The 21,579-nt window shown below is 70.9% G+C and carries 19 protein-coding genes and 2 pseudogenes; 6 read left to right on the top strand and 15 right to left on the bottom strand.

All coding sequences use genetic code 11. The features are described 5' to 3' along the window. Positions 1-600, top strand: a pseudogene (locus AC1HC7_RS14830) (hypothetical protein); the annotation flags it as partial. 16 nt (positions 601-616) lie between these two features. On the opposite strand, the gene AC1HC7_RS14825 reads toward AC1HC7_RS14830, so the two are convergent. From AC1HC7_RS14825 to AC1HC7_RS14805, 5 genes and pseudogenes are all read right to left on the bottom strand, one after another. Next, positions 617-1,816 (bottom strand): MFS transporter, encoded by a 1,200-nt coding sequence (locus tag AC1HC7_RS14825; protein WP_479495104.1) that lies wholly within the window; start codon positions 1,814-1,816, stop codon positions 617-619. Beyond that, positions 1,813-3,108, bottom strand: a complete 1,296-nt coding sequence (locus AC1HC7_RS14820; RefSeq protein WP_479495103.1) for a molybdopterin-binding protein — start codon at positions 3,106-3,108, stop codon at positions 1,813-1,815. The genes AC1HC7_RS14825 and AC1HC7_RS14820 overlap by 4 nt, the downstream gene beginning before the upstream one ends. 124 nt (positions 3,109-3,232) lie before the next feature. Then, positions 3,233-3,685 carry a molybdopterin-guanine dinucleotide biosynthesis protein B gene (gene mobB / locus AC1HC7_RS14815; protein ID WP_479495199.1) on the bottom strand — a complete coding sequence of 151 codons (453 nt, stop codon included), beginning with the start codon at positions 3,683-3,685 and terminating at the stop codon, positions 3,233-3,235. Positions 3,686-3,757: 72 nt separating this feature from the next. Next, positions 3,758-4,366: pseudogene (gene mobA / locus AC1HC7_RS14810) on the bottom strand (molybdenum cofactor guanylyltransferase MobA); the annotation flags it as partial. Beyond that, positions 4,359-5,231 carry a formate dehydrogenase accessory sulfurtransferase FdhD gene (locus AC1HC7_RS14805; RefSeq protein WP_479495102.1) on the bottom strand — a complete coding sequence of 291 codons (873 nt, stop codon included), beginning with the start codon at positions 5,229-5,231 and terminating at the stop codon, positions 4,359-4,361. The pseudogene mobA and the gene AC1HC7_RS14805, both read right to left, overlap by 8 nt. Before the next feature lie 78 nt (positions 5,232-5,309). Here AC1HC7_RS14805 and AC1HC7_RS14800 point away from each other — a divergent pair, with 78 nt between their 5' ends. Next, positions 5,310-6,065 (top strand): AzlC family ABC transporter permease, encoded by a 756-nt coding sequence (locus AC1HC7_RS14800; protein WP_479495101.1) that lies wholly within the window; start codon positions 5,310-5,312, stop codon positions 6,063-6,065. Further along, positions 6,062-6,394 carry an AzlD domain-containing protein gene (locus tag AC1HC7_RS14795; RefSeq protein WP_479495100.1) on the top strand — a complete coding sequence of 111 codons (333 nt, stop codon included), beginning with the start codon at positions 6,062-6,064 and terminating at the stop codon, positions 6,392-6,394. The genes AC1HC7_RS14800 and AC1HC7_RS14795 overlap by 4 nt, the downstream gene beginning before the upstream one ends. Positions 6,395-6,491: 97 nt before the next feature. Here the strand turns inward: AC1HC7_RS14795 and AC1HC7_RS14790 are convergent, their stop codons facing one another. After that, on the bottom strand, positions 6,492-6,953 hold the full coding sequence (locus AC1HC7_RS14790; RefSeq protein WP_479495198.1) for an Lrp/AsnC family transcriptional regulator: 462 nt from the start codon (positions 6,951-6,953) through the stop codon (positions 6,492-6,494). Between the two features lie 139 nt (positions 6,954-7,092). On the opposite strand from AC1HC7_RS14790, the gene ald reads away from it, so the two are divergent. Next, positions 7,093-8,211, top strand: a complete 1,119-nt coding sequence (ald, locus tag AC1HC7_RS14785; RefSeq protein ID WP_479499175.1) for an alanine dehydrogenase — start codon at positions 7,093-7,095, stop codon at positions 8,209-8,211. Positions 8,212-8,255: 44 nt separating this feature from the next. Here the strand turns inward: ald and mscL are convergent, their stop codons facing one another. Then, the gene (gene mscL, locus AC1HC7_RS14780; protein ID WP_479495098.1) at positions 8,256-8,678 is read right to left on the bottom strand and encodes a large conductance mechanosensitive channel protein MscL; all 423 of its coding nucleotides are present in this window, start codon (positions 8,676-8,678) and stop codon (positions 8,256-8,258) included. Positions 8,679-8,875: 197 nt separating this feature from the next. Here mscL and AC1HC7_RS14775 point away from each other — a divergent pair, with 197 nt between their 5' ends. Beyond that, the gene (locus tag AC1HC7_RS14775) at positions 8,876-9,577 is read left to right on the top strand and encodes a glutathione binding-like protein (RefSeq protein ID WP_479495097.1); all 702 of its coding nucleotides are present in this window, start codon (positions 8,876-8,878) and stop codon (positions 9,575-9,577) included. A gap of 91 nt (positions 9,578-9,668) precedes the next feature. Here the strand turns inward: AC1HC7_RS14775 and pheT are convergent, their stop codons facing one another. The 8 genes from pheT to AC1HC7_RS14735 form a co-directional block, all read right to left on the bottom strand. Next, positions 9,669-12,101, bottom strand: a complete 2,433-nt coding sequence (pheT, locus tag AC1HC7_RS14770; protein WP_479495096.1) for a phenylalanine--tRNA ligase subunit beta — start codon at positions 12,099-12,101, stop codon at positions 9,669-9,671. 143 nt (positions 12,102-12,244) lie between these two features. Continuing rightward, a complete protein-coding gene (locus tag AC1HC7_RS14765) occupies positions 12,245-12,571 on the bottom strand; it encodes a hypothetical protein (protein ID WP_479495095.1) in 327 nt (108 codons plus the stop codon). 11 nt (positions 12,572-12,582) lie between these two features. Next, a complete protein-coding gene (gene pheS / locus AC1HC7_RS14760) occupies positions 12,583-13,665 on the bottom strand; it encodes a phenylalanine--tRNA ligase subunit alpha (protein ID WP_479495094.1) in 1,083 nt (360 codons plus the stop codon). Positions 13,666-13,793: 128 nt separating this feature from the next. Further along, positions 13,794-14,258 carry a TrgA family protein gene (locus AC1HC7_RS14755; protein WP_479495093.1) on the bottom strand — a complete coding sequence of 155 codons (465 nt, stop codon included), beginning with the start codon at positions 14,256-14,258 and terminating at the stop codon, positions 13,794-13,796. Positions 14,259-14,299: 41 nt separating this feature from the next. Then, positions 14,300-15,514: a class I SAM-dependent methyltransferase gene (locus AC1HC7_RS14750; RefSeq protein ID WP_479495092.1), complete on the bottom strand. Its 1,215-nt coding sequence runs from the start codon at positions 15,512-15,514 to the stop codon at positions 14,300-14,302. A gap of 89 nt (positions 15,515-15,603) precedes the next feature. Next, the gene (locus AC1HC7_RS14745; RefSeq protein WP_479499174.1) at positions 15,604-17,418 is read right to left on the bottom strand and encodes a cation:proton antiporter; all 1,815 of its coding nucleotides are present in this window, start codon (positions 17,416-17,418) and stop codon (positions 15,604-15,606) included. 143 nt (positions 17,419-17,561) lie between these two features. Next, complete coding sequence (locus AC1HC7_RS14740; RefSeq protein ID WP_479495090.1) at positions 17,562-17,957, bottom strand: hypothetical protein; 396 nt, start codon at positions 17,955-17,957, stop codon at positions 17,562-17,564. Positions 17,958-18,030: 73 nt separating this feature from the next. Next, positions 18,031-19,632 carry an AMP-binding protein gene (locus AC1HC7_RS14735; protein WP_479499173.1) on the bottom strand — a complete coding sequence of 534 codons (1,602 nt, stop codon included), beginning with the start codon at positions 19,630-19,632 and terminating at the stop codon, positions 18,031-18,033. A 248-nt stretch (positions 19,633-19,880) separates the two neighbouring features. On the opposite strand from AC1HC7_RS14735, the gene AC1HC7_RS14730 reads away from it, so the two are divergent. After that, positions 19,881-21,533 (top strand): acyl-CoA dehydrogenase family protein, encoded by a 1,653-nt coding sequence (locus tag AC1HC7_RS14730; RefSeq protein WP_479495088.1) that lies wholly within the window; start codon positions 19,881-19,883, stop codon positions 21,531-21,533. Positions 21,534-21,579: the final 46 nt, after the last annotated feature.

Here is a 21,579-nt window from a genome sequence, read left to right as displayed (position 1 = left end):
GCCGCCCGATCGCCCGCCGCGCAACCGCGCCCGACCATCCCCGCCGCGCCGCCGCGCGCGCGCGCGGCGCCCCTGGCCGAAACCGCGCAGGCCTCGCTGCCGCTCAGCGACGATCCGCCGGCCCCGGCGCTCGACTGGCCCACCATCGCCACGGCGCTGAATTTCCCCCGCGACGAAAGCGACGAGCAGGGTTTCGCCGCCCTGCGCACGGCGCTGCGCGATCCGGCGGTCTCGGACCTGCTGCAGGCGGCGGAGGACACGCTGACCATGCTCGCCCAGAATGGGATCTACATGGAGGATCTGGAGGCCCGGCTCGCGCCCGCCGCCGCCTGGGCGCGATTCGCCCACGGCGCCCGCGGCCCCGAGGTGGCGGCGGTCGGCGGCATCGTCGCCCCCGAGGCGGTGGAGCAGGTGCGCGCGATGATGAAATCCGACCCGATTTTTCGCGACACCGCCATGCACCTGATGCGCCGCTTCGACGGCGTGCTGCGCAAGACCCTCGACGACCCCCGCGCCGAGGCGCAGCTGCCCGTCATCGCCGACACCCGCACCGGGCGCGCCTTCATGCTGGTGGCCCAGACCGTGGGCGCCTTCGACTGACGCCGGGGGCGGCGCCTCAGACCGCGATCCGCCCGCCGTCCCAGACCCGCGCCAGCCAGATCGCCGCCGCCAGCCCGCCCGCCGACAGGGCGCTGGCGATCCAGTAGGCCTCGCCGCCCACCGTCGGATAGACCGCCGCCGCCAGCGCCATCGCCGCCGCGGTGATGGCGCCGGACGCCGCCCCAAGCAACCCCTGCGCCGACCCCGCCAGCCGATGCGGCGCCGCCGCCGAAACGAAGGCGATCACCGCCAGATGCCCGGCGGCGAAGGTCAGCGCATGGCTCCCCTGCAGCAGCCACAGCGCCGGCCCCACGGGATCCAACGCCATCAGCGCCCAGCGCACGACCCCGACGCCGCCCGACAGCGCCACCACCTTGACCGGGCCGAGCCGGCGCAGCAGCCCCGGCCCCCAGACCGCCATCAGCGCCACCTCAGCCGCCACGCCAAAGGCCCAGAGCGCGCCGATTTCCGCCTCGCCGATGCCCAGCGCCCGCCAATGGATCGAGCCATAGGCGTAGAACACCGCATGCGAGGCCTGGCTGAGCCCCATGGCCAGCACGAAGATCAGGAACGCCGGCGACGCGAACAGCCGTCCGGTCTCGGCCAATGTCGGCTTTTGCCGCGCAACCACGCGCCCGCCGCCGGGATGCGTCGCCCCCAGCCACCCGGCGCAGGCAAGGAAAAACACGATCCCCCACAGCGCCACCCCCGGCCCCATGGTCCCGATCCAGGCGCCAAAGCCCAGATTGGCGAACAGAAACGCCGCCGACCCGGCGCTGCGCGCATGGGCGTATTCGAACCGGAACGCCCGCGCCGCCGCCGCGCCCAGCGCATCGCCCACCGGCATCAGCGCGGCGAAGCTCGCGGTGCTGGCCAATGTGGCGACGAACAGCGCGCCCTCGGTCCCGATCCAGCGGTGGGCGAGAAACACCAGCGCCCCGAAGCCCCCCATGACCCCGAGCAGAACGCGCCGCGCATCCCAGCGATCGGCCAGCACCGGCAGCGCCAGCCCGGCGACGACCCGCGTCACCGTCCCGGCGGCCAGGAAGCCGCCGATCGCCGCCGCCCCCAGCCCCCATTGCGCCAGCCACAGCGGCCAGAACGGCAGATGCACGCCAAGCGCGGCGAACAGGGCGGCGTAGAACCCGGCGGTGCGCAGGCCCTCGGGGGCGAAGAAACCGGTTTTTCGCGACGGCGGAGCGGATGGCGCGCTCACAGACCGAACCCGGCGAAGGGCAGGTAGCGCACCGGATCGCCCGGCGCCACGTCCCGCCCGTCTTCGGGCAGTTCGCACAGCCCGTCGGCCCAGCTCAGCCCGGAGATCAACCCCGAACCCTCCGAGCGAAACGCCTCGACCCGGCCGTCGGCGTCAAGCCGCGCGCGCAGATATTCCCGCCGCCCCGGCTTGCGGCGCTTGGCGAATGCCGCGGGCAAGGTCAGCGCCATGGGCGCGGGCCATGCCGCGCCCGCCATCGCCATCAGCGCCGGGCGCGCGAAGATCAGCGCGCAGACGAACGCCGCCACCGGGTTGCCCGGCAACCCGAAAACCGCCGCGCCGTTCCAGGACGCCAGCGCCAGCGGCCGCCCCGGTTTCATCGCCACCCGCCATTCCGTCAACGCCCCGGCGTCGCGCAGCGCCGCCGACACGTGATCCTCCTCGCCCGCCGAGGCGCCGCCCGAAGTCAGGATCGCATCCGCCGCGGCCGCGCCCCGGTCCAGCGCCGCGCGCACCGCGCCCGCGTCATCCGCCGCGCAGCCCAGATCAACCGCCTCAAACCCCCAGCGCGCCGCCATGGCCGCCAGCATCGGCCGGTTGGAATCATGGATCGCGCCATGCCGCGGCGGCGCGCCGGGGGGCAGCAATTCATCCCCCGTGGACAGCACCGCCACCCGCAGCCGCCGCCGCACGGACACGACGCCGACGCCAGTGGCGATCGCCAGCGCCAGATCCTGCGCCGCCAGCACGCCGCCCGCCGGCAGGATCTCGGCCCCCGCCCGCGCATCCTCGCCCGCCTTGCGCCGGTTCGCGCCGCGCTTCAACCCCGGGCGCAGGCGCAGCCTGCCGCCCGCGACGCCGATATCCTCCTGCAGCACAACCGTGTCGCAGCCCTTGGGCAACACCGCCCCGGTCAGCACCCGAACCGCCGCGCCGGGCGGCACCACGCCGCCATAGGGCGCCCCGGCGGCGGCGCGCCCGTCCAGCAAGTCCAGCTCCTCGGGGTCGGCGCCGGTCAGCGCGTCATGGGCGAAGGCGAAGCCGTCCACCGCCGAATTCGCCGCCGCCGGATTGTCGCGCAGCGCATAGACCGGCGCCGCCAGAATCCGCCCCTCGGCCTCGGCGACCGGCGCATCCTCGCGCCCCGCCACGACCCCGCAACGGGCCCGGAGCCGCGCCAGCGCCGCATCCACGGGCGCCCAGTCGACGCCCGGCGGCAAGGCGAAGCAATCATTGCGCAGCCGCGGCGGATCCTCAGGCGCCAGCGCCTTGTCGGTCCCGGCCCCGGTCATGCGCGCCGACGCCGGCAACGGTCCCAGCGCCCCTTCGGCGCTGCGGACGGAGGGGGCTCGACGCCCCCGACGGCCGGGCCGGGCCCCGAAGGCGCCCCCATGCGCGGCCCGATGCGCGGCCCGCTCATCGGCGCGCCTCCAGCCCGGTCTCCGCCAATATGAAATCGGCGATCCCGCGCGCGTCGTCCAGCCCGAACACCGGCACGTCGCCCGGCGCCGGTTCGTCGCTCGCCACCGCGCGCACCGTCGGATCGCCCGGCGCGATCAACGACTTGCCGGTGGCGGCGCGATGGGCCTCGATCTTGGGGTGAGGGTCGCGCTTGTAGCCTTCGATCAGCACCAGGTCCACCGGCGCGAGGCGCTCCAGCAAGGTCTCCAGCGGCGGCTCGGGCGCGTCGCGCAGCTCATGCATCAACGCCCAGCGATTTGCGGACACCAGCAGCACCTCGCGCGCCCCGGCCTGGCGATGCCGATGGCTGTCCTTGCCCGGCCGGTCCACGTCAAAGGCGTGATGCGCATGCTTCACCGTCGACACCGAAAACCCCCGCGCCGTGATCTGCGCCACCAGTTTTTCCATCAGCGTGGTCTTGCCGGAATTCTTCCAGCCCACCACGCCGAAAACCTTCTGACGCGCGCCGGCGATGCGCGCCGCCTCCGCCAGATCCGCCGGCGTGTTGACGTTGAAGAACGGATTCCGCGCGCCGGTTTCGAACACCGCCCGCGCGCAGCCAAGCGGCTCGGTCCACTGCACCACCTTGCGCAGCCCCCCCGCCAGCGCCGCGCGCAGATCCTCGCGCAGCGCCACCGGCCACAGCCCGAATGTGGGCTGGCGCGCCAGGCCTCCGCGCTCCGGCGTCGCCGCCATGGCCAGCGGCGTTCCCTCGGCCCGCGCCGCCGCGATCAGCCGCGCCGCGAGGTCGCGCGGAAAGAACGGCGTGTCAGCGGCGGCTGTGACGATATGCGACGCGCCGCGCGCCGCCGCCCAGTCCATGCCCGCCAGAACCCCCGCCAGCGGCCCCGGATAGCCGCCGACGCTGTCGGCGATCACCGGCAGACCCCAGTCCGAAAACCGCGCCGCGTCGCCATTGGCGTTCAGCGCCAGCGCCCCGACCTGCGGGGCCAGCCGCGCGATCACATGGGCCAGCAGCGGCCGCCCGGCCAGATCCAGCAGCGCCTTGTCGCCGCCGCCCATGCGGCTGGCGCGCCCGCCGGCGAGGATGACGCCGAACGGCGCGACGTCGCCCGAAAGATCATGCATCGCGCGCGCCCTTTCGCCCCGACTTGCGCCCCTCGTCGACGATTTTGGACATATCCGCGTCCCAGATCAGCCGCTCCGCCCCCGAAAGACACACAAAACGCTTGCCGCGCAGGCGGCCGACCAGCGTCAGCCCCACCTGCTGCGCGATCTCCACCCCCCAGGCGGTGAACCCCGATCGCGAGGCCAGAACCGGAATGCCCATCAGCGCAGTCTTGATCACCATCTCCGAGGTCAGCCGCCCGGTGGTGTAAAGGATCTTGTCGGCGGCGCTTTCCCGCTCCATCAGCATCCATCCGGCGATCTTGTCCACCGCGTTGTGGCGGCCCACATCCTCCATGTAGACCAGCGGGCGATCGCGGCGGCACAGCACCGAGCCATGAATCGCCCCGGCCTCCAGATACAGGCTCGGGACCGTGTTGATCTTTTTCGCCAGCCCATACAGCCACGAGGTGCGCAGCTCCGCGCCCGGCAGGGTCAGCCCGTCGAGCCCCTCCATCATGTCGCCGAACACCGTGCCCACGGCGCAGCCCGAGGTGCGGGTCTTCCTTTTCAGCTTGTCCTCGTAATCGGTGCGCCGTTCGGTGCGCACCACCGCCACCTCCAGCTCCGCGTCGCAATCGACCCCGGTCAGCACGTCGTCGTCGCGCAGCATGCCCTGGTTGCGCAGATAGCCCACGGCGAGAAATTCGGGATAGTCGCCGATGGTCATGGCGGTGACGATCTCCTGCGCGTTGAGGTAGATGGTCAGGGGGCGCTCCTCGACCACGCGGATGGTCTGCGCCGCGCCCTCGTGATCGACGCCTGTGACCGCGCGGGTGAGGCGCGGCGCGGCCGGGTCCGGGGCGATCAGGAAATCTTCGTGCATCGGGCGCAAACCTTCATTGGCGGAGCGGGCGCGGAACAGGTAAGGCATCCTGACAAGTTTTGCCGCAGGGAGGCCGCCATGTCCATCCGCGAGACCCCAGCGACCGCGCGCCCGACCGCCGCCGCGACCGCGCGCCCGACCGCCGCCGCCGCCTTCCGGGCCGGAGCGGTCGCGGGGCTGCCCTTCGTGATCGTGGTGCTGCCCTTCGCCATGCTGTTCGGCGTGGTCGCCACCGAGGCCGGAATGCCGCTGGCCGAGGCCATGACCCTGTCGGCGCTGGTGATCGCCGGGGCCTCGCAATTCGCCTTCGTGCAGCAGATCTCGGACGGCGCGCCGGTCTATGCGGCGATCCTGACGGCGCTGGCGGTGAACATGCGCATGGCGATGTATTCGGCCTCGTTGACCCCGCATCTGGGGCGGGCGCCGCTGGGGGTGCGGGCGGTGGCGGCGTATTTCATGGTCGATCAGGTCTATGCGCTGTCGATCCGCCGCTATCTGGCCGACCCCGAGGCGCCGCTGCGCGAAAAGCTGGCCTATTATTTCGGCGTCGGGGTCCCGACGCTGCCGTTCTGGTATCTCGGGGCGTTTCTGGGGGCGCTGTTCGGGGCGGCGATCCCGCCGGGATATTCGCTGGATTTCGCAGTGCCGGTGGCCTACATCGCCATCGCCGCGCCGATGCTGCGCCGGATTCCGGACATGGCGGCGGCGCTGGCGGCCTCGATCGGCGCGCTGGCGCTGGGCTGGGCGCCCTACGGCACGGGGCTGCTGATCGCCGCCGGGCTTGGCATCGCCGTGGGCTATGCGGTGGAAACCGCGCTGGAGGGCCGCTCGTGACCGGGCTGTCGGGCCCGGCGCTGTGGGGCGCGATCGCGGCGCTGGGGTTTGGCACGTGGCTGATCCGGTTTTCCTTCATCGGGTTTCTCGGCGGGCGCAAGATGCCGGACTTGGCCATCCGCCTGCTGCGCTTCGTGCCGGTGACGGTGCTGCCGGCCATGGCGGCGCCGCTGGTGGTCTGGCCCGAGGCAAGCGGCGGCGCGCTCGACCCGGCCAGGCTTTTCGCGGGGCTGGCGGCCCTGGCGACGGGGATGGCGACGCGCTCGCTGCTGGGCGGAATTTTCGCCGGCATGAGCGTGCTTTACGCGATGCAGGCGCTGCTCGGCTGAGGCGCGATTTCACATGCGATCCCCGCCCCGAACACCCGCGATTTCGCCGGGGGCGCAGCGGGCTTCGGGCGGCTTTTGGCGGCGGGCGTCGCGACGATCAATCCATGGGCAGCGCGGTGGTGCTGACCACGCGGCGCAAGGCGAAGCTCGACTGCATCTGACTGACGCCGGGCAGGCGCGCCAGATGCTGGCGATGGATGCGGGCGAAATCATCCGGGTCGCGGGCGGCGATCTTCAGCAGGTAATCGGCGGCGCCGGCCATGAGATGGCATTCCAGCACGTCGGGGATGCGGGCGACGCCGGCTTCGAAAGCCTCAAGAATCTCGTCGCTTTGCCCCTGCAGGGTGATTTCCACGAACACCGTCGATCGCCGCCCCACCGCGCGCGGGTCGATCAGCGCCGCGTAGCCTTGGATCACCCCGTCGCGCTCCAGCCGCGCCACCCGGCGATGGCAGGCGGAGGCGGAGAGGTTCACCCGATCGGCGAGTTCGGAATTGGGCAGGCGTCCCTCGCGCTGCAGCACGGTGAGAATCGCCCGGTCCTTGGCGTCAATCGCAATATCTGATGAGGTCATGCGCATTTTCCGCGGAATTATTGCATTCTTTCGCGGCTGCACAAGGGATATTTGCAAGCACATTTTGGCGAGTCAGGCGCAGGCTCTGGCGCAGGCGCAACATGCTTTGCCGTGGAGACGGATCATGCGGATCGGATGCCCCAAGGAAATCAAGAACCAGGAATATCGCGTCGGCATGACGCCCGCCGTGGCGCGCGAGGCCGTGCATCACGGACATGAGGTGCTGATCGAGACCGACGCCGGGCTCGGCGCCGGGTTCCCCGACGCGGATTACCGCGAGGCCGGGGCGCGGATCATGAACGACGCCGCGGCGGTGTTCGAAGCGGCCGAGATGATCGTCAAGGTCAAGGAGCCCCAGCCCGTCGAACGCAAACGGCTGCGCGAGGGGCAGGTGCTGTTCACCTATCTGCACCTGGCGCCCGACCCGGCCCAGACCGCCGATCTGCTGGAAAGCGGCGTCACCGCCATCGCCTACGAAACCGTCACCGACGGCCATGGCGGGCTGCCGCTGCTGGCGCCCATGTCCGAGGTCGCGGGCCGGCTGGCCCCGCAGATGGGCGCCTGGGCGCTGCAGAAGGCCAATGGCGGGCGCGGCACGCTGATGGGCGGCGTGCCCGGCGTCGGCCCGGCCGAAGTGGTGGTGATCGGCGGCGGCGTGGTGGGGGCCCACGCGGCAAAGGTCGCCGCGGGCATGGGCGCGCAGGTGACGGTGATGGACATGTCGCTGCCGCGGATGCGCTATCTCGACGACGTGTTCGGCGACGCCTTCGGCACCCGCCACGCCTCGCGCGCCGCGACGGCGGAGATGATCGCGCGCGCCGACATGGTGGTGGGCGCGGTGCTGGTCCCGGGCGCCGCGGCGCCGAAACTGGTGTCGCGCGCGCAGCTTGGCGACATGAAGCCGGGCGCGGCGATCGTCGACGTGGCGATCGACCAGGGCGGCTGCTTCGAGACCTCGAAGGCCACCACCCATGACGATCCGATCTACCGGGTCGACGGCATCGTGCATTACTGCGTCGCCAACATGCCCGGCGCCGTGCCGCGCACCGCGACCATCGCGCTGGGCAACGCCACCATGCCGTTCCTGCTGGCGCTCGCCGACAAGGGCTGGAAACGGGCCTGCGCCGAGGATCCGCATCTGCTCGACGGGCTCAACGCCCATGCCGGGCGTCTGACCAACCATGCGGTGGGCGAGGCGCTGGGGCGCGACTCGATCGCCCCGGCCGAGGCGCTGAAGATCTGACGGGGGAGCCCCGGGGGCGGGGGGATTGCGGGGCCGCCCCCCGATCATGCGCGCTTTGCCAGCAGGTCGCGGATCTCGACGAGCAGCTGCTCCTGCGTGGGGCCGGCGGGGGCCTCGGGTTCGGCTTCGGCTTCGGCCTCTTTCCTCATGGAATTCACCGCCCGGATGACCAGGAACAGAATCCAGGCGACGATCAGAAAACTGATCACCGCGTTGATGAACACGCCATAGGTGATCACCGCCAACCCGGCCTCCCTGGCCGCCGCCGCCGAGTCGACCTCTTGCCCGGACAGGTTGAGATACAGGCCGGAAAAGTCCAGGCCGCCGGTGAACAGCCCGATGATCGGGTTGATTATGTCCGTCACGAGGCTCTTGACGATGGTGGTGAAGGCGGCGCCGATGACGATGCCGACGCCCATGTCGACCATGTTGCCCTTGACGGCGAAATCCTTGAATTCCTGAAACATCTTTGTCTCTCCATTGCAGCGCATCTCAGCCGGGCCCGGGCTTGCGTCGCATGGGCCCGGCTGAGGCTGTGACGTTGACAGGCGTTTCAGGCGATTGTTGGGAGAAGGGAAACGAATTTGCGCCGTTCGTTGATGGTTGAAACGGCAAACCAGCGGATTAACTGTGCTTTCTGATATATCACAGCAGGAAACAGAAAATGTTTGACAGCTCGGCCTTTCCCATCGCCAACCGCTGGCCCGCCGCCGATCCGGGCGTGATCCAGCTTTATTCGCTGGCCACCCCGAACGGCATCAAGGTGTCGGCCATGCTCGAGGAGGTCGGCCTGCCCTACGAGGCGCATCTGATCAGCTTTTCCGCCGACGATCAGCTGACCCCCGAATTCATGTCCCTGAACCCCAACAACAAGATCCCGGCGATCATCGACCCCAACGGGCCGGACGGGCCGATCGGGCTGTGGGAATCCGGGGCCATCCTGCTGTATCTGGCGGAAAAGACCGGCAAACTTCTGCCCGCCGACCCGGCGCGACGCATCGAGACCATCCAGTGGCTGATGTTCCAGATGGGCGGCGTCGGGCCGATGTTCGGGCAGTTCGGGCATTTCTACAAATACGCCGCCGACAAGGTGAACGACCCCTACCCGGTCGAGCGCTACGCCAACGAGACCCGCCGCCTGCTGGGCGTGCTGGACAACCGGCTGGAGGGGCGGCGCTGGATCATGGGGGACGACTGCACCATCGCCGACGTGGCGACCTGGCCCTGGGTGATGACGCTGGAGCGGTTCTATGCCGCGGGCGAGCGGCTGGAGCTTGACGATTTCCCCAATGTGGATGACTGGTTGGAGCGCGCCATGAAGCGCCCGGCGTCAAAGATCGGCGCCAACGTGCCCAGATCGGACTGAGCGGCGGGACCCGCGCGGGCGGTCCCGGGTCAGGCGCCCGGGCGCGGCGCCGCTGTCTTGCGCCGCGCCACTCCCGCTGCGCCGCCCGGGTTCAGCCGCGCAGCTCGCCGCCCGTCGCCTTGGCGACCGCGGCGACGATCTTCGCCGCCACGGCTTCGATCTCCGCATCGGTGAGGGTTTTCGAGCGGGGCTGAAGCCGCACGCTGAAGGCCACGGACTTGCGCCCCTCGCCGAACTGCGCCGCCGCCCTGGGGCCCTCGAACACGTCGAACACGAAAGCCCGCTCGATCAGCTTCTTGTCGGCGCCCCGCGCGGCGCGCAGTATGGTCTCGGCCTCGACCCTCGCATCGACCACGAAGGCGAAATCCCGCTCCACCGCCTGCAGGTCCGAAATGTTCAGCGCCGGGCGGGTCTTGCCCTTGGCGCGCGCGAATGGCGGGTTGTCGAGCAGGATGGTGAACCCCGCCGCCGGGCCTTTCACGTCCATGGCCTCCAGCACCCGCGGGTGCAGCTCGCCGAACGCCGCCAGCGGGTTCCTGGGGCCGAGGCTCAGCACCGCCGAGCGCCCCGGATGGAACCAGTCAGGCGCCTTGCGCAGCGCCATCAGCCGGTCGGTGGCGACCCCCATGGCCCCCAGCGCCGCCTCGGCCGCGCCCTTGGCGTCATGCAGGTCCACCGGTCGGCGCGCCCCCGACCAGTGGCGCGGCGCCGTAGCCCCGATCAGCACGCCCGAGGCGTGGCGTTTCTGGTCCTCGGGCTCGGCGCCATGGAACACCGGGCCGATTTCGAACAGCGCCAGATCAGCAAACCCCCGCGCCTGATTGCGCGACGCCGCCGCCAGCAGGCCGGGCAGCAGCGAGGGGCGCATGTGGCTCATCTCGGAGCTGATCGGGTTGTCGAGCGCCATCGCGTCCCCGCCGCCGCCGAACAGCGTCGCCTCGGGCTTGGAGACAAAGGAATAGGTGACGCATTCGTTCAGACCCTGCGCCGCCAGATTGCGCCGCGTCGCGGCCTCGCGCCGCTGCATCGGGGTGAGCTTTCGCTCGGTGACCCCGGCGGGGCGGGCCAGGGGTTTGGAAACCAGCTTGGTCAGCGAGGCGACGCGGGCGATCTCCTCGACCAGATCGGCCTCGCCATGCACGTCGGGGCGCCAGCTCGGCACGGCCACATCGGCGCCCGCAGCGGTGCGGGTCGCCCGGAAGCCCAGCGAGTCGAGAATCCGCAGCTGCTCGTCCCAATCGATCTCCATGCCCACCAGTCGGGCCACCCGATCCGGGCGCAGCGCGTAGCTGCGCGCCGTGTCGGGGGCCTTGCCCGCAACCACCACCTCGGACGCCTCGCCGCCGCAAAGATCGAGAATCATCCGCGTGGCGATCTCCATGCCCTCACGCGCGAACGCCGGATCGACGCCGCGCTCGAAGCGATAGCGCGCGTCCGAACCGATCTTCAGCTTGCGCCCGGTCATCGCCGTGCGCACCGGGTCGAACCAGGCGCATTCCACGAACACGTTGACGGTGTCGGCGTGGCAGGCGGAGTCCTCGCCGCCCATGACCCCGCCGATCGCCTCGGGCCCCGCCCGATCGGCGATCACCGTCATGCCGGGCTCAAGCGCGTATTCCTTGCCGTCGAGCGCCAGGATGGTCTCGCCTTCGCGCGCGAACCGCGCCTCGATGTCCCCCGTCACCTTGTCGGCGTCGAACGCATGCACCGGCCGGGCGCGGTCGAAGGTCAGGAAATTGGTCACGTCCACCAGCGCCGAGATCGGCCGCAGCCCGATGGCCCGCAGCCGCTGCTGCAGCCATTTGGGGCTCGGACCGTTGGTCACGCCGCGAATATGGCGCCCGACGAACAGCGGGCAGGCCTTGTCGGCCACCTCCGCCGCAAGGCGCACCCCGATGGGGCTGGCGTAGACGCCCGCCACCGGCGCCGTCGCCGGGGTTTTCAGCGTCCCGAGCCCGCGCGCCGCCAGATCCCGCGCCACCCCGGCGACGCCCAGCGCGTCGGGGCGGTTGGGGGTGATGGCGATCTCGATCACCGGATCGTTCATGTCGGCGTAGTCGATGTAGCGCGCGCCCAGCGGCGCGTCGGCGGGCAGGTCGATGACCCCGTCATGGTCCTCGGAAATCATCAGTTCGCGCTCGGAGCACAGCATGCCGTTGGATTCGACGCCCCGGATCACCCCGGGCTTGAGATCGACCCCGGTGCCCGGGATATGGCTGCCCGGCGCCGCGAACACCCCCACCATGCCGGTGCGCGCATTGGGGGCGCCGCAGACCACCTGCACCTCCTGCGACGGTTTATCCGGGCCACCGGGCCAGGTTTCGACCCGGCACAGGCGCAGCTTGTCGGCATTGGGGTGTTTCGCGGCCTCGATCACCCGGCAGATGCGAAACCCGCCCAGCGCCGCCGCCGGATCCTCGACGCCCTCGACCTCGAGGCCAAGGTCGGTGAGGGTGTCCAGGATGTCGTCAAGGCTCGCCTCGGTGTCGAGATGATCCCTGAGCCAGGAGAGGGTGAATTTCATGTCATGCCTCGTCAGTTCCGAACGCGTGGGTCCGCCGCCGCGCTCGCAAGTCTCTCGCTGTCGGCGCGTCTTGCGCAGGGCGGAGCTCGATCCGCCGTTGGCGCGGCGGCCAATGGCGGATCGGGATCCGCCCTACAGGGGCGTCACCTGATGTCCTCGTCTTCATCGAAGGCGCCGATCCGCCAGGGCGACGTCGCGTCCTCGCGATGCGCCCAGTGCTCCTCGGGCAGATCGCGCAGTTCGGCGAGTTCGGGGTGGCGCTCCAGGATGCAGTGCAGGCAGTCGAGCATCAGGTCCTCGGCGTAGTTCTCGTTGTTCATGTGCTGCTTGAGAAACGCCCAGCCCGAGGGGTCGTCATCCTCGTGAAACACGAACAGGATCGGGGCGCCGTCATGCACCACCGCCCGGTCGATCAGCGCCACCGGCGCCTTGTCGCAGCGGATCGTCGGATCCTTGGTCTTTGCGGCCATCTCAACCTCCTTTACGCGCTCAGCCCGCCATGCAGCGTCGGCACGTCCAGCGCCCGGAACCCGTAATGGCGCAGCCAGCGCAGGTCGCTGTCAAAGAACGCCCGCAGGTCGGGGATGCCGTATTTCAGCATCGCCAGCCGGTCGATGCCGATGCCGAAGGCAAAGCCCTGGTGGATATCCGGGTCCACCCCCGCCGCCTTCAGCACCTTGGGATGCACCATGCCTGAGCCGAGGATCTCCATCCAGTCGTCGCCCTCGCCGAGCTTCAGCTGCCCGCCGGCCCAGGAACAGCGGATGTCCACCTCGGCGGAGGGTTCGGTGAACGGGAAATGCGAGGCGCGGAAGCGCAATTCCATGTCCTCGACCTCGAAGAACGCCTTGCAGAATTCCTCCAGCACCCATTTCAGATTGGCCATGGAGATGTCGCGGTCGATCGCCAGCCCCTCCACCTGATGAAACATCGGCGTGTGGGTCTGGTCGTAGTCGCAGCGATAGACCCGGCCCGGCGCGATGATCCTGAGCGGCGCCCCTTCGGCCTGCATGGTGCGGATCTGCACCGGCGAGGTGTGGGTGCGCAGCACATGCGGCGGGCGCGCGTCGCCCGCTTCGCGCGACAGGTAAAACGTGTCCATCTCCTGGCGCGAGGGATGTTCGGGCGGGATGTTGAGCGCGTCGAAATTGTGCCAGTCGTCTTCGATCTGCGGGCCTTCGGCGACGGCGAAGCCGAGATCGGCGAAAATCGCCATCACCTCCTCGGCGGCCTGGCTCACCGGGTGGATCGACCCCTCGCGCCGGGGCCGCGCCGCCAGCGTCACGTCCTGCCACTCGCCCGCCAGCCGCCGCGCCAGCGCCGCGTCGGCCAGCGTCGCGCGCCGCGCCGCCAGCGCCGCGTTCAGCGCGCCCTTCAGCGCGTTCAGCGCCGGGCCGGCCTGCTTGCGTTCGTCCGGCGTCATCTTGCCCAGTTCGCGCATCATCAGGCTCAGCTCGCCCTTCTTGCCAAGGGCGGCGACGCGCACCGATTCCAGCGCGTTTTCGTCCTCGGCGGCGGCGATGCGCTCAAGATACCGGCCTCTCAGCGCGTCGAGATCTTGCATGTGCTTTCCCCAAATTCCGGGTTGGTCGAGCCGGAAGTCCGTCCGTCCGGGCAGACATTTCCGTCAGGGGGCAGCCGATACCACGCCGGGCGCCGAAAGCAAATGCTCCGGCGGACCGGCGCGGCGCCTCAACGCCAGCGGCGCTGGAAATGCTCCGCGACCAGCCCGGCGATCACCGCCCCCGCCACCAGCGAAATCACCGGGCCGGGCCGCAAGAACAGCAGAAAATACGCCTGCATGCGCATGAGCAGGAAGTTGAACAGGTCCATCACCGTGCCAAAGCTGGAAAACCCGTAGACCGAGGCCGTCATCTTCGCCGCCATCAGCGCCAATCCGTAGACCAGCCCGAAACAGGCGGCGCCGATCGCCATCAGCGCCGAATGCATGAAGGATCGCCCCAGCGCGGGGCCCAGATGCGTCCAGCCGGCGATCAGCCCCACCAGCGCGGCGGCGGCGTAGACCGGGACGACCGGATCGAAATCATCGGGGGGTTCGACGTGGAAGAACACGTTGACCGTGCCCATGCCCGCCAGCGCCAGCGCCAGCGCCGCGACGGCGCGACCGCCGGACATGCGGTTTCTGACTTCGCTCATGGCTCGCCTTCCGATACGCCAAGGCGCGCGACGGGGCGGGGTCAGCCCGCCCGGCGCAGGGTCACTTGCGAAACATCCGTGGTCCCGGCCATGAAACAGGACGCGCAGCTGGCCAGATAGAAATTCCACATGCGTTGAAACCGCTCGTCAAAGCCAAGCGGCGCGATCTCGTCCCAGCAGGCGTTGAAACGGGTGCGCCAGCGCCGCAGGGTCTCCGAATAGGAGGGCCCGAACGCCACGCTGTCAACCAGATCGAGCCCGGCGCCCGCAGCCTGTTCGCGCAACACCCGCGGCGAAGGCAGCATTCCGCCGGGGAAAATGTGCTTCTGCACGAAATCGACGCTCTTGCGGTAGCGCGCGAACAGCCGATCGGCGACGGTGATCGCCTGCAGGGTGGCGCGCGCCTCCGGGTTCAGGCGGTCGTGCAGCGCCCGGAAATACACCGGCCAGTAGCTTTCGCCCACCGCCTCCAGCATCTCGATGGAGGCGATGCCGTCATAGCGCCCGGTCTCGTCGCGATAATCGCGCAGCTCGATGCTGACGCGCTCCGCCAGCCCGGCCTCGAACATGCGCTTGCGGGCGAAATCGCGCTGGCTCGGCGAAATCGTCAGCCCGGTCACCCGCAGCCCCCGCGTCCCGGCGGCGTATTCGGCGAAGCCGCCCCAGCCGCAGCCGATCTCCAGCACATGGCCGTCGCGCGGCGCGGCGATGGCGTCGCAGATGGCGACGTATTTGTTGATCTGCCCGGTTTCGAGGCTTTCCTGCCGCCCGTGGAACAGCGCCGAGGAATAGGTCATCGTCGGGTCCAGCCACTTGGCGTAGAAGGCGTTGCCCAGGTCGTAATGCGCCTCGATGTTGCGCCGCGCGCCGGCGCGGGTGTTGCGGTTCATCCAGTGGCGCAGGCGTTCGATCAACCGCGCCAGCGCGACCCCGGCATGGGGCTGGGCGACTTCATCGTTGTTGAGCAGCGCCACGTCGAGCACCGCCTGCAGGTCCGGCGTGTCCCACCAGCCCTCCATGAAGGCCTCGGCGAAGCCCATCTCGCCCTCGCGCAGGATGCGCGCGAACAGGGCCGGATTGCGCACCTGCACCAGCGCGGCGGGGCCCGGCGCGCCGCTGCGGGCGCTGAACCGACGCCCGTCGGGCAGTTCGAAATCGAAGCTGCCGCGCTTCAGCTCGGCGATGGTGTCAAACACGCGGGCGAACCAGCGCGGAAGGTCGCCCTGCCCCGCGATCGAGGTCAGCATCTGCGTCATGACATGCGCTCCCAAGCATCTCATCCACGCGCAGTCTAGCCGGAGTCCGGAATTTTCGGCAAGGTTTTCAGGGACCGCGCGCGTCTCGCTCAGCTCGGCGCCGGCGCGCGGGACGAATCGCGCGGCGGGCCGAAGGCGATGGCCGCGCCGCCGGCGCGCGGGGCCAGCGGCTTGTCGGGCGACCCGAAGGCCAGCGCGCCGCTGGCGCCCTGCATGGCGATCAGCTCGGCCTCGGGACGCTCGGCGCGCCAGGCGTCGGCGTCGTAATCCTCGGTGATCGGGGTGCGCGAGAACCGCCAGCCCCGCGCGTGGCGGCGCGCGAACGCCGCGTGATCGCCGCCCGCGCCCAGCGCCCGCCCGCCCAGCGTCACCGGCAAACCGCGCCGCCCGGCGGCGTGGTCCTCGGCGCGGCCGATCTGGAACACGTTCAGGCGGCCGAATTCCGGGGCGAAATCGGTGCAGACCAGGGCGTTGTAATCGTCGTTGTCGGTGGCCGCGATCACCACGCCGTAGCGGCTGAGGTCAAGGCTGTGCTCGGCCTGTTCGGACAGGATCTCGCCGTAATAGACCGGCGCCCCGAGCACCCGCGCATGGCGAAGGTTGCTCCAGTTGCGATCGGCGACCAGCACCGGCGCCCCGGCCTTGGCGAAGGTCTCGGCCAGCGCCGCCGTCCAGGGCGAGGCCCCGACGATCAGCACCCCGAGGGGCTCGGTGGAGCTCAGCCCCAGCCACCGCGCCGCGGGCTTGATCGAGAACCCGTGCGCCACCACGGTCGCCGCCACAAGCGCGAAGGCCAGCGGGGCCAGCATCTCGGCGTCGGCGACGCCCATCTCCGCCAGCCGGGCGCCGAAAAACCCTGACACCGCCACCGCCACCACGCCGCGCGGGCCGATCCAGGCGACGATGGCCTTTTCGCGCCAGGTCAGCCCGGCGCCCGCCAGCGACAGCAGCACCGCCGCGGGGCGCGCCGCCGCCATCACCGCGACCACGAAAGCCAGCGCCCGCCAGTCGAGCCGCGCGATCATGCCCGCGTCCAGCGTCGCCGCCAGGATCACGAACACGGCGGAGACCAGCAGCACCGTCACCGCCTCCTTGAAGCGCAGCAATTCGCTGAGCGAGGGCAGCTGCGCATTGGCCATGACCACGCCCATCACCGTCACCGCCAGCAGCCCGCTTTCATGCAGCAGCGCGTCGCTGCCCGCATAGACCGCGAGCACCGCGGCGATCATCCCCGGCGCCTTGAGGTATTCGGGCACATAGCCGCGCCGGAACGCCGCCGCCAGCCCGCGCCCGGCCAGAAAACCCGACGCCGCGGCCACGGCGATGCCGACCCCCAGACGCGTGAGCGCGGCGCCGAGCCCCGTCGCCTCGGCGCCCGCGAACACCGCGACCAGTTCGAAGGCCAGCACCGCGCAGAGCGCCCCCAGCGGATCGTTGACGATCGCCTCCCAGCGCAGGATCGAGGCCGGGCGCGGATCCAGCCGCGCCTGACGCAGCAGCGGCGTGACCACGGTGGGGCCGGTGATGACCAGAATGCCGCCGAACACCGCCGAGACCTCCCAGCCCAGCCCGGCGACGAAATGCACCGCGAGCGTCGAGAACAGCCAGGCCAAAGGCGCGCCGATCAGCGCCAGGCGACGCACCGCCGGGCGCGCGTCGCCGAGTTCGTGAAAATTCAGCGTCAGCCCGCCCTCGAACAGGATCAGCGCCACCGCCGCGCCCACCGCCGGGCCGAGCAGGTCGCCGAATTGCGCAGCGGGCGAAAGCAGCCCCGTGACCGGCCCGGCGAGCACCCCGGCCAGCAGCATCAGCACGATGGCGGGCAGGTTGAACCGCCACGCCAGCCATTGCGCGCCGATCCCGAGCGCGCCGATCAGCGCGAAAACCAGTGCCAGATTTTCCATGCGCTGCGCCCGTGTCCCGTGATGCGGCCCCGGATCGGAGCGACCGGCAGACTAGAGGCAGACGGCGACGGGCGCAATTTGCGACGCGATCCGTCGTCCAGCCGCACAGCCGCAGGGAACATGCCGGGCGGCGCCGGCGGCGGTCACCATTCGCAATTGGCGCCGACCTCCTCGGTGACGCGGCGCAGCGGAATGTCGTAGAGCGGCGTCCACGCCGGCCGGTCCCCGGCCAGCGCGCAGATCTGGGTTTCGGCCATTTTCAGGATCCGGGTGCCTTCGCGCGTGCAGCCGCGCGGCATCTGCACGAAGATAACCGCGCCCAGCGAGTATTCCCGACCGCCGCTGAAGCAGACCTCGCGCGGCGACACCACCGTGGTCAGGTCCACCGCCTGCAGATCCCGCCCGCCGGCGCGCGGGGGCGCATCGGCGCCCGGCCCGGTTCCCGTCGCCGGCCCGGCGTCCTGCGCCGCCGCGAGGCCCGCGCCAAGCGCAACGCTCAGGCAAAGCGCCGCCAGGGCGCGCAGCATGATGGCAAACACAAGCAAACCTCCGGCCCGGGCGCACCCGCGTCGGCGCGCCCGCAAAGGGTGACCGATCGCGGTTAGCGCAAGGTTAAGCTCCGCCCTCCCGCATGGCCTGGCGCTTCAGATCCATGCGCATGATCTTGCCGGTGGCGGTCATGGGCAGCGCCTCCACCACATGCACCGCGCGCGGCGCCAGATGCGGGCTGAGGCGTTCGCGCACATGGGCGATCACCGCCGCCTCCAGCCCGTCCGGCGAGCCGCCCGGCTTCAGGGTCACATAGGCGGTCACCGCTTGCGTGCGGATCGGATCCGGCAGGCCGATCACCGCCGCCAGCGCCACCGGCCCGTATCCGGCGATGCAATCCTCGATCTCGGACGGGCCGATGCGATAGCCCGAGGACGTGATCACATCGTCCTTGCGCGCCGAAAAATGAAAATACCCGTCCGCGTCGCGCCACGCCTCGTCGCCGGTGCGCATCCAGTCGCCAACGAATTTTTCAGCGGTCTTTTCCGGCGCGTTCCAGTAGCCCAGAAACATCACCGGATCGTTTTTTCGCATGGCGATTTCGCCGGTTTCGCCGTCGGGCAGCGGCTTGCCCCGGCTGTCGATCACCGCCACGTCATGCCCCGGAATGGGCTTGCCGGTGGACCCGGCGCGCGGCGCGAACACCGAGGCGCAATTGCCCAGCACCGCGTTGCATTCGGTCTGGCCGTAGAATTCGTTGATGGTCAGCCCGAAGGCCCCGCGCCCCCAGTCCAGCAGCCCGCCGCCCAGCGCCTCGCCCGCCGAGACCAGCGAGCGCAGCCGCCAGTCGCCCATCGCGGCCTCGGCCCCGGACTGGCGCAGCAGGTTGAGCGCGGTGGGCGGCATGAACGCGTTGCGGATGTCCTGCTTTCGCAGCAGCCAGAAGGCTTTTTCGGGATCGAAGCGCGCCATGCGATGGGCGACAAGCGCCATGCCCGTGGCCAGCGCCGGCATCATCACATTGGTCAGCCCGCCCATCCAGGCCCAGTCGGCGGGGGTCCATATCCGGTCGCCGGGGCGCGGGGCGAAATCATGGGTGGTCTCGAAGCCCGGCATGTGCCCCATCAGCACCCGATGCCCGTGCAGCGCCCCCTTGGGCGGGCCGGTGGTGCCCGAGGTGTAGGAGATGAACGCCGGATCGTCGAGCCCGGTTTCGGCCATGGCGATGCGGTCGCGCGCGCGTTCCAGATCCCGCCGGAAATCCAGCGCGCCCTCGCCCGGGCCGTCGATGCAGTAGATGATTTCGAGCGCCGGCAGATCGCCCCGGATCGCCGCGACCTTGGGCAGGTTCGCGGCGTCGGTGACGATCGCCCTGGCGGCGGAATCGCGCAGGCGGAACCGCAGCCCGTCCTCGCCGAACAGCGTGAACAGCGGCACCGCCACGGCGGCGAGCTTGCAGCAGGCGAGATGAGTGAGCGTGGTCTCGGGCGATTGCGGCAGCAGCACCGCGCAGCGATCGCCCCGCGCCAGCCCGCGCGCCGCCAATGCGTTTGCGAGCCGGCTAGATTGCCGCGACAGCCAGCCATAGGTGCAGTCGCGCAGGCCGTCCCCGTCATCCAGATGGGTGATGGCGACCCGGTCGGGCTGCGCCCGCGCCCAGCGCTCGCAGATCTCCTCGGCGATGTTGTAGCGGGCGGGGGCCGGCCAGCGGAAGGCGGCGCGCATCTCCGCCCAGCCCTGACCGGCGGCGGGGCGGGCGACCCGCGGCGCGCGCGGGGGCGTCGGGGGCGTCGGGGGCGGCGGGGGCGTCTGACTCTCCATGTTGCGACGCAGCTTAGGCAAGCGCGCGGGCATGCGAAAGGGGCGCGTCGCGTGAAATGATCGCCGCGGGCCCCGGTTGACGCGAGGTCGCGGCGCCGCGCGATTGACGCGAAGGTCAAGCGCAGGCTCTGATGGGCGCGAAGGAGAGCCCCATGTCCCCGATCCGCCCCCGCGACCAGCTCGCCACCCATGCGGTGTTCAACCAGCCGACGCCGCGCGCCGCCCATGACGGTTGGGCCACGGACGCGCCCCTGCGCGCCGCAATCGCCCGGCTGGCGCCGGCGCAGGCGGCGCATCTGCAAGGCTTCGCCGCCGCCATCGGGTCGCAGGGCGCGCTCGAGGACGCCGCCGCCGCCAATCGCCACACGCCGGAACTGCTGACCTTCGACCGCGCCGGGCGGCGCATCGACGAGGTGCGCTTCCACCCCGGCTACCACGCGATGATGACCCGGGGCGCCGAGGGCGGCTACGCGTCGCGCGCCTGGACCGCGCCGCCCGGGACCGGCGGTCACGTGGCGCATGCGGCGATGATGTATCTGCTCAGCCAGATCGAGCCCGGCGTCTGCTGCCCGCTGACCATGACCTACGCGGCGGTCCCGGCGCTGCAGGCCGACGCGGGACTGGCCGCGCAATGGGTCCCAGGGGCGCTGGCGGCGCGCTACGACCGGGCCAGCCGCCCGGCGCCGGAAAAGGCCGGGCTGACCTTCGGCATGGCGATGACCGAAAAGCAGGGCGGATCGGATGTGCGCGCCAATGCCACGCGCGCGGCGCGCGACGGCGACGATTGGCGGCTCACCGGCCATAAATGGTTCTGCTCGGCGCCCATGTCCGACGCCTTCCTGACCCTGGCGCAGACCGACGGGGCCCCGGACGGCGCGCTCACCTGTTTCCTGATGCCGCGCTGGACCCCGGACGGGGCGCGCAATTCGTTCCAGCTGATGCGCCTCAAGAACAAGCTCGGCAACCGCGCCAACGCCTCGTCGGAGGTCGAATACCACGCCGCCTTCGCGCAGCGATTGGGCGAGGAGGGGCGCGGCATCGCCGCGATCCTCGAAATGGTGCACCATACGCGGCTCGACACCGCGCTGGCCCCGGCGGGGCTGATGCGCCGGGCGCTGGACGAGGCGGCGTGGTGGGCCCGCGGGCGCTCGGCCTTCCAGAAACGGCTGATCGACCAGCCGCTGATGCGTGCGGTGCTCGCCGATCTGGCGCTGGACTGGCTCGGCGCGCTGGCGCTGGGCATGCGGGTCGCCGCGGCGTTCGACGCGCGCGACGATCCGGGCGAGCGGGCGTTCGCGCGCATCGCCGTGGCGCTGTGCAAATACTGGTCCAACAAGCGCTGCCCCACGGTGACCTGCGAGGCCATGGAATGCCTCGGCGGCGGCGGCTATGTCGAGGAAAGCCCCATGCCGTGGATCTATCGCGAGGCGCCGCTGAATTCGATCTGGGAGGGTTCGGGCAACGTCATCTGCCTCGACATCCTGCGCACGCTGCGCCGGGCGCCGGAGGCGAGCGCGGCCATGCGCGCCGAGCTGGATCGCGCCCGCGGCGCCGATCCCCGCTACGACGCGGCGTTGAACGCGGCGCTGGCGGCGCTTGATCGCGACCCGCAGGAGGGCGACGCCCGCTGGCTGGCCGAACGGCTGGCGCTGCTGCTGCAGGCCGGCGAACTGCTGCGCCACGGCGACGCCGTTGTCGCGGCGATGTTCTGCGACAGCCGGCTCGCGGGGAACTGGGGCCGCACCGCCGGCGCCCTGCCCGGGGCGTCGGGCGCCGATCTGGCGCATGTCGCGGCGATGATCTGATCGGCGTCCCCGCCGGCTGGATCGCCGTCGCTTTCGACCCCGCGCC

The sequence above is a fragment of the Oceanicella sp. genome (assembly GCF_056449545.1).
This window is presented reverse-complemented; position numbering and strand designations above follow the sequence as displayed.

Coding starts and splice junctions, on each gene's coding strand:
- AC1HC7_RS14755 (WP_479495093.1), bottom strand. CDS start 14,258: ATGAGCGAAGTCAGAAACCGCATGTCCGGCGGTCGCGCCGTCGCGGCG.
- AC1HC7_RS14765 (WP_479495095.1), bottom strand. CDS start 12,571: ATGGCCGCAAAGACCAAGGATCCGACGATCCGCTGCGACAAGGCGCCG.
- AC1HC7_RS14800 (WP_479495101.1), top strand. CDS start 5,310: ATGTCCATCCGCGAGACCCCAGCGACCGCGCGCCCGACCGCCGCCGCG.
- AC1HC7_RS14820 (WP_479495103.1), bottom strand. CDS start 3,108: ATGACCGGGGCCGGGACCGACAAGGCGCTGGCGCCTGAGGATCCGCCG.
- mobB (WP_479495199.1), bottom strand. CDS start 3,685: ATGGAAAAACTGGTGGCGCAGATCACGGCGCGGGGGTTTTCGGTGTCG.
- AC1HC7_RS14735 (WP_479499173.1), bottom strand. CDS start 19,632: ATGCGCGCCGCCTTCCGCTGGCCGGCCCCCGCCCGCTACAACATCGCC.
- ald (WP_479499175.1), top strand. CDS start 7,093: ATGCGGATCGGATGCCCCAAGGAAATCAAGAACCAGGAATATCGCGTC.
- AC1HC7_RS14745 (WP_479499174.1), bottom strand. CDS start 17,418: ATGGAAAATCTGGCACTGGTTTTCGCGCTGATCGGCGCGCTCGGGATC.
- AC1HC7_RS14730 (WP_479495088.1), top strand. CDS start 19,881: ATGTCCCCGATCCGCCCCCGCGACCAGCTCGCCACCCATGCGGTGTTC.
- AC1HC7_RS14750 (WP_479495092.1), bottom strand. CDS start 15,514: ATGACGCAGATGCTGACCTCGATCGCGGGGCAGGGCGACCTTCCGCGC.
- pheT (WP_479495096.1), bottom strand. CDS start 12,101: ATGAAATTCACCCTCTCCTGGCTCAGGGATCATCTCGACACCGAGGCG.
- mscL (WP_479495098.1), bottom strand. CDS start 8,678: ATGTTTCAGGAATTCAAGGATTTCGCCGTCAAGGGCAACATGGTCGAC.
- AC1HC7_RS14775 (WP_479495097.1), top strand. CDS start 8,876: ATGTTTGACAGCTCGGCCTTTCCCATCGCCAACCGCTGGCCCGCCGCC.
- AC1HC7_RS14805 (WP_479495102.1), bottom strand. CDS start 5,231: ATGCACGAAGATTTCCTGATCGCCCCGGACCCGGCCGCGCCGCGCCTC.
- pheS (WP_479495094.1), bottom strand. CDS start 13,665: ATGCAAGATCTCGACGCGCTGAGAGGCCGGTATCTTGAGCGCATCGCC.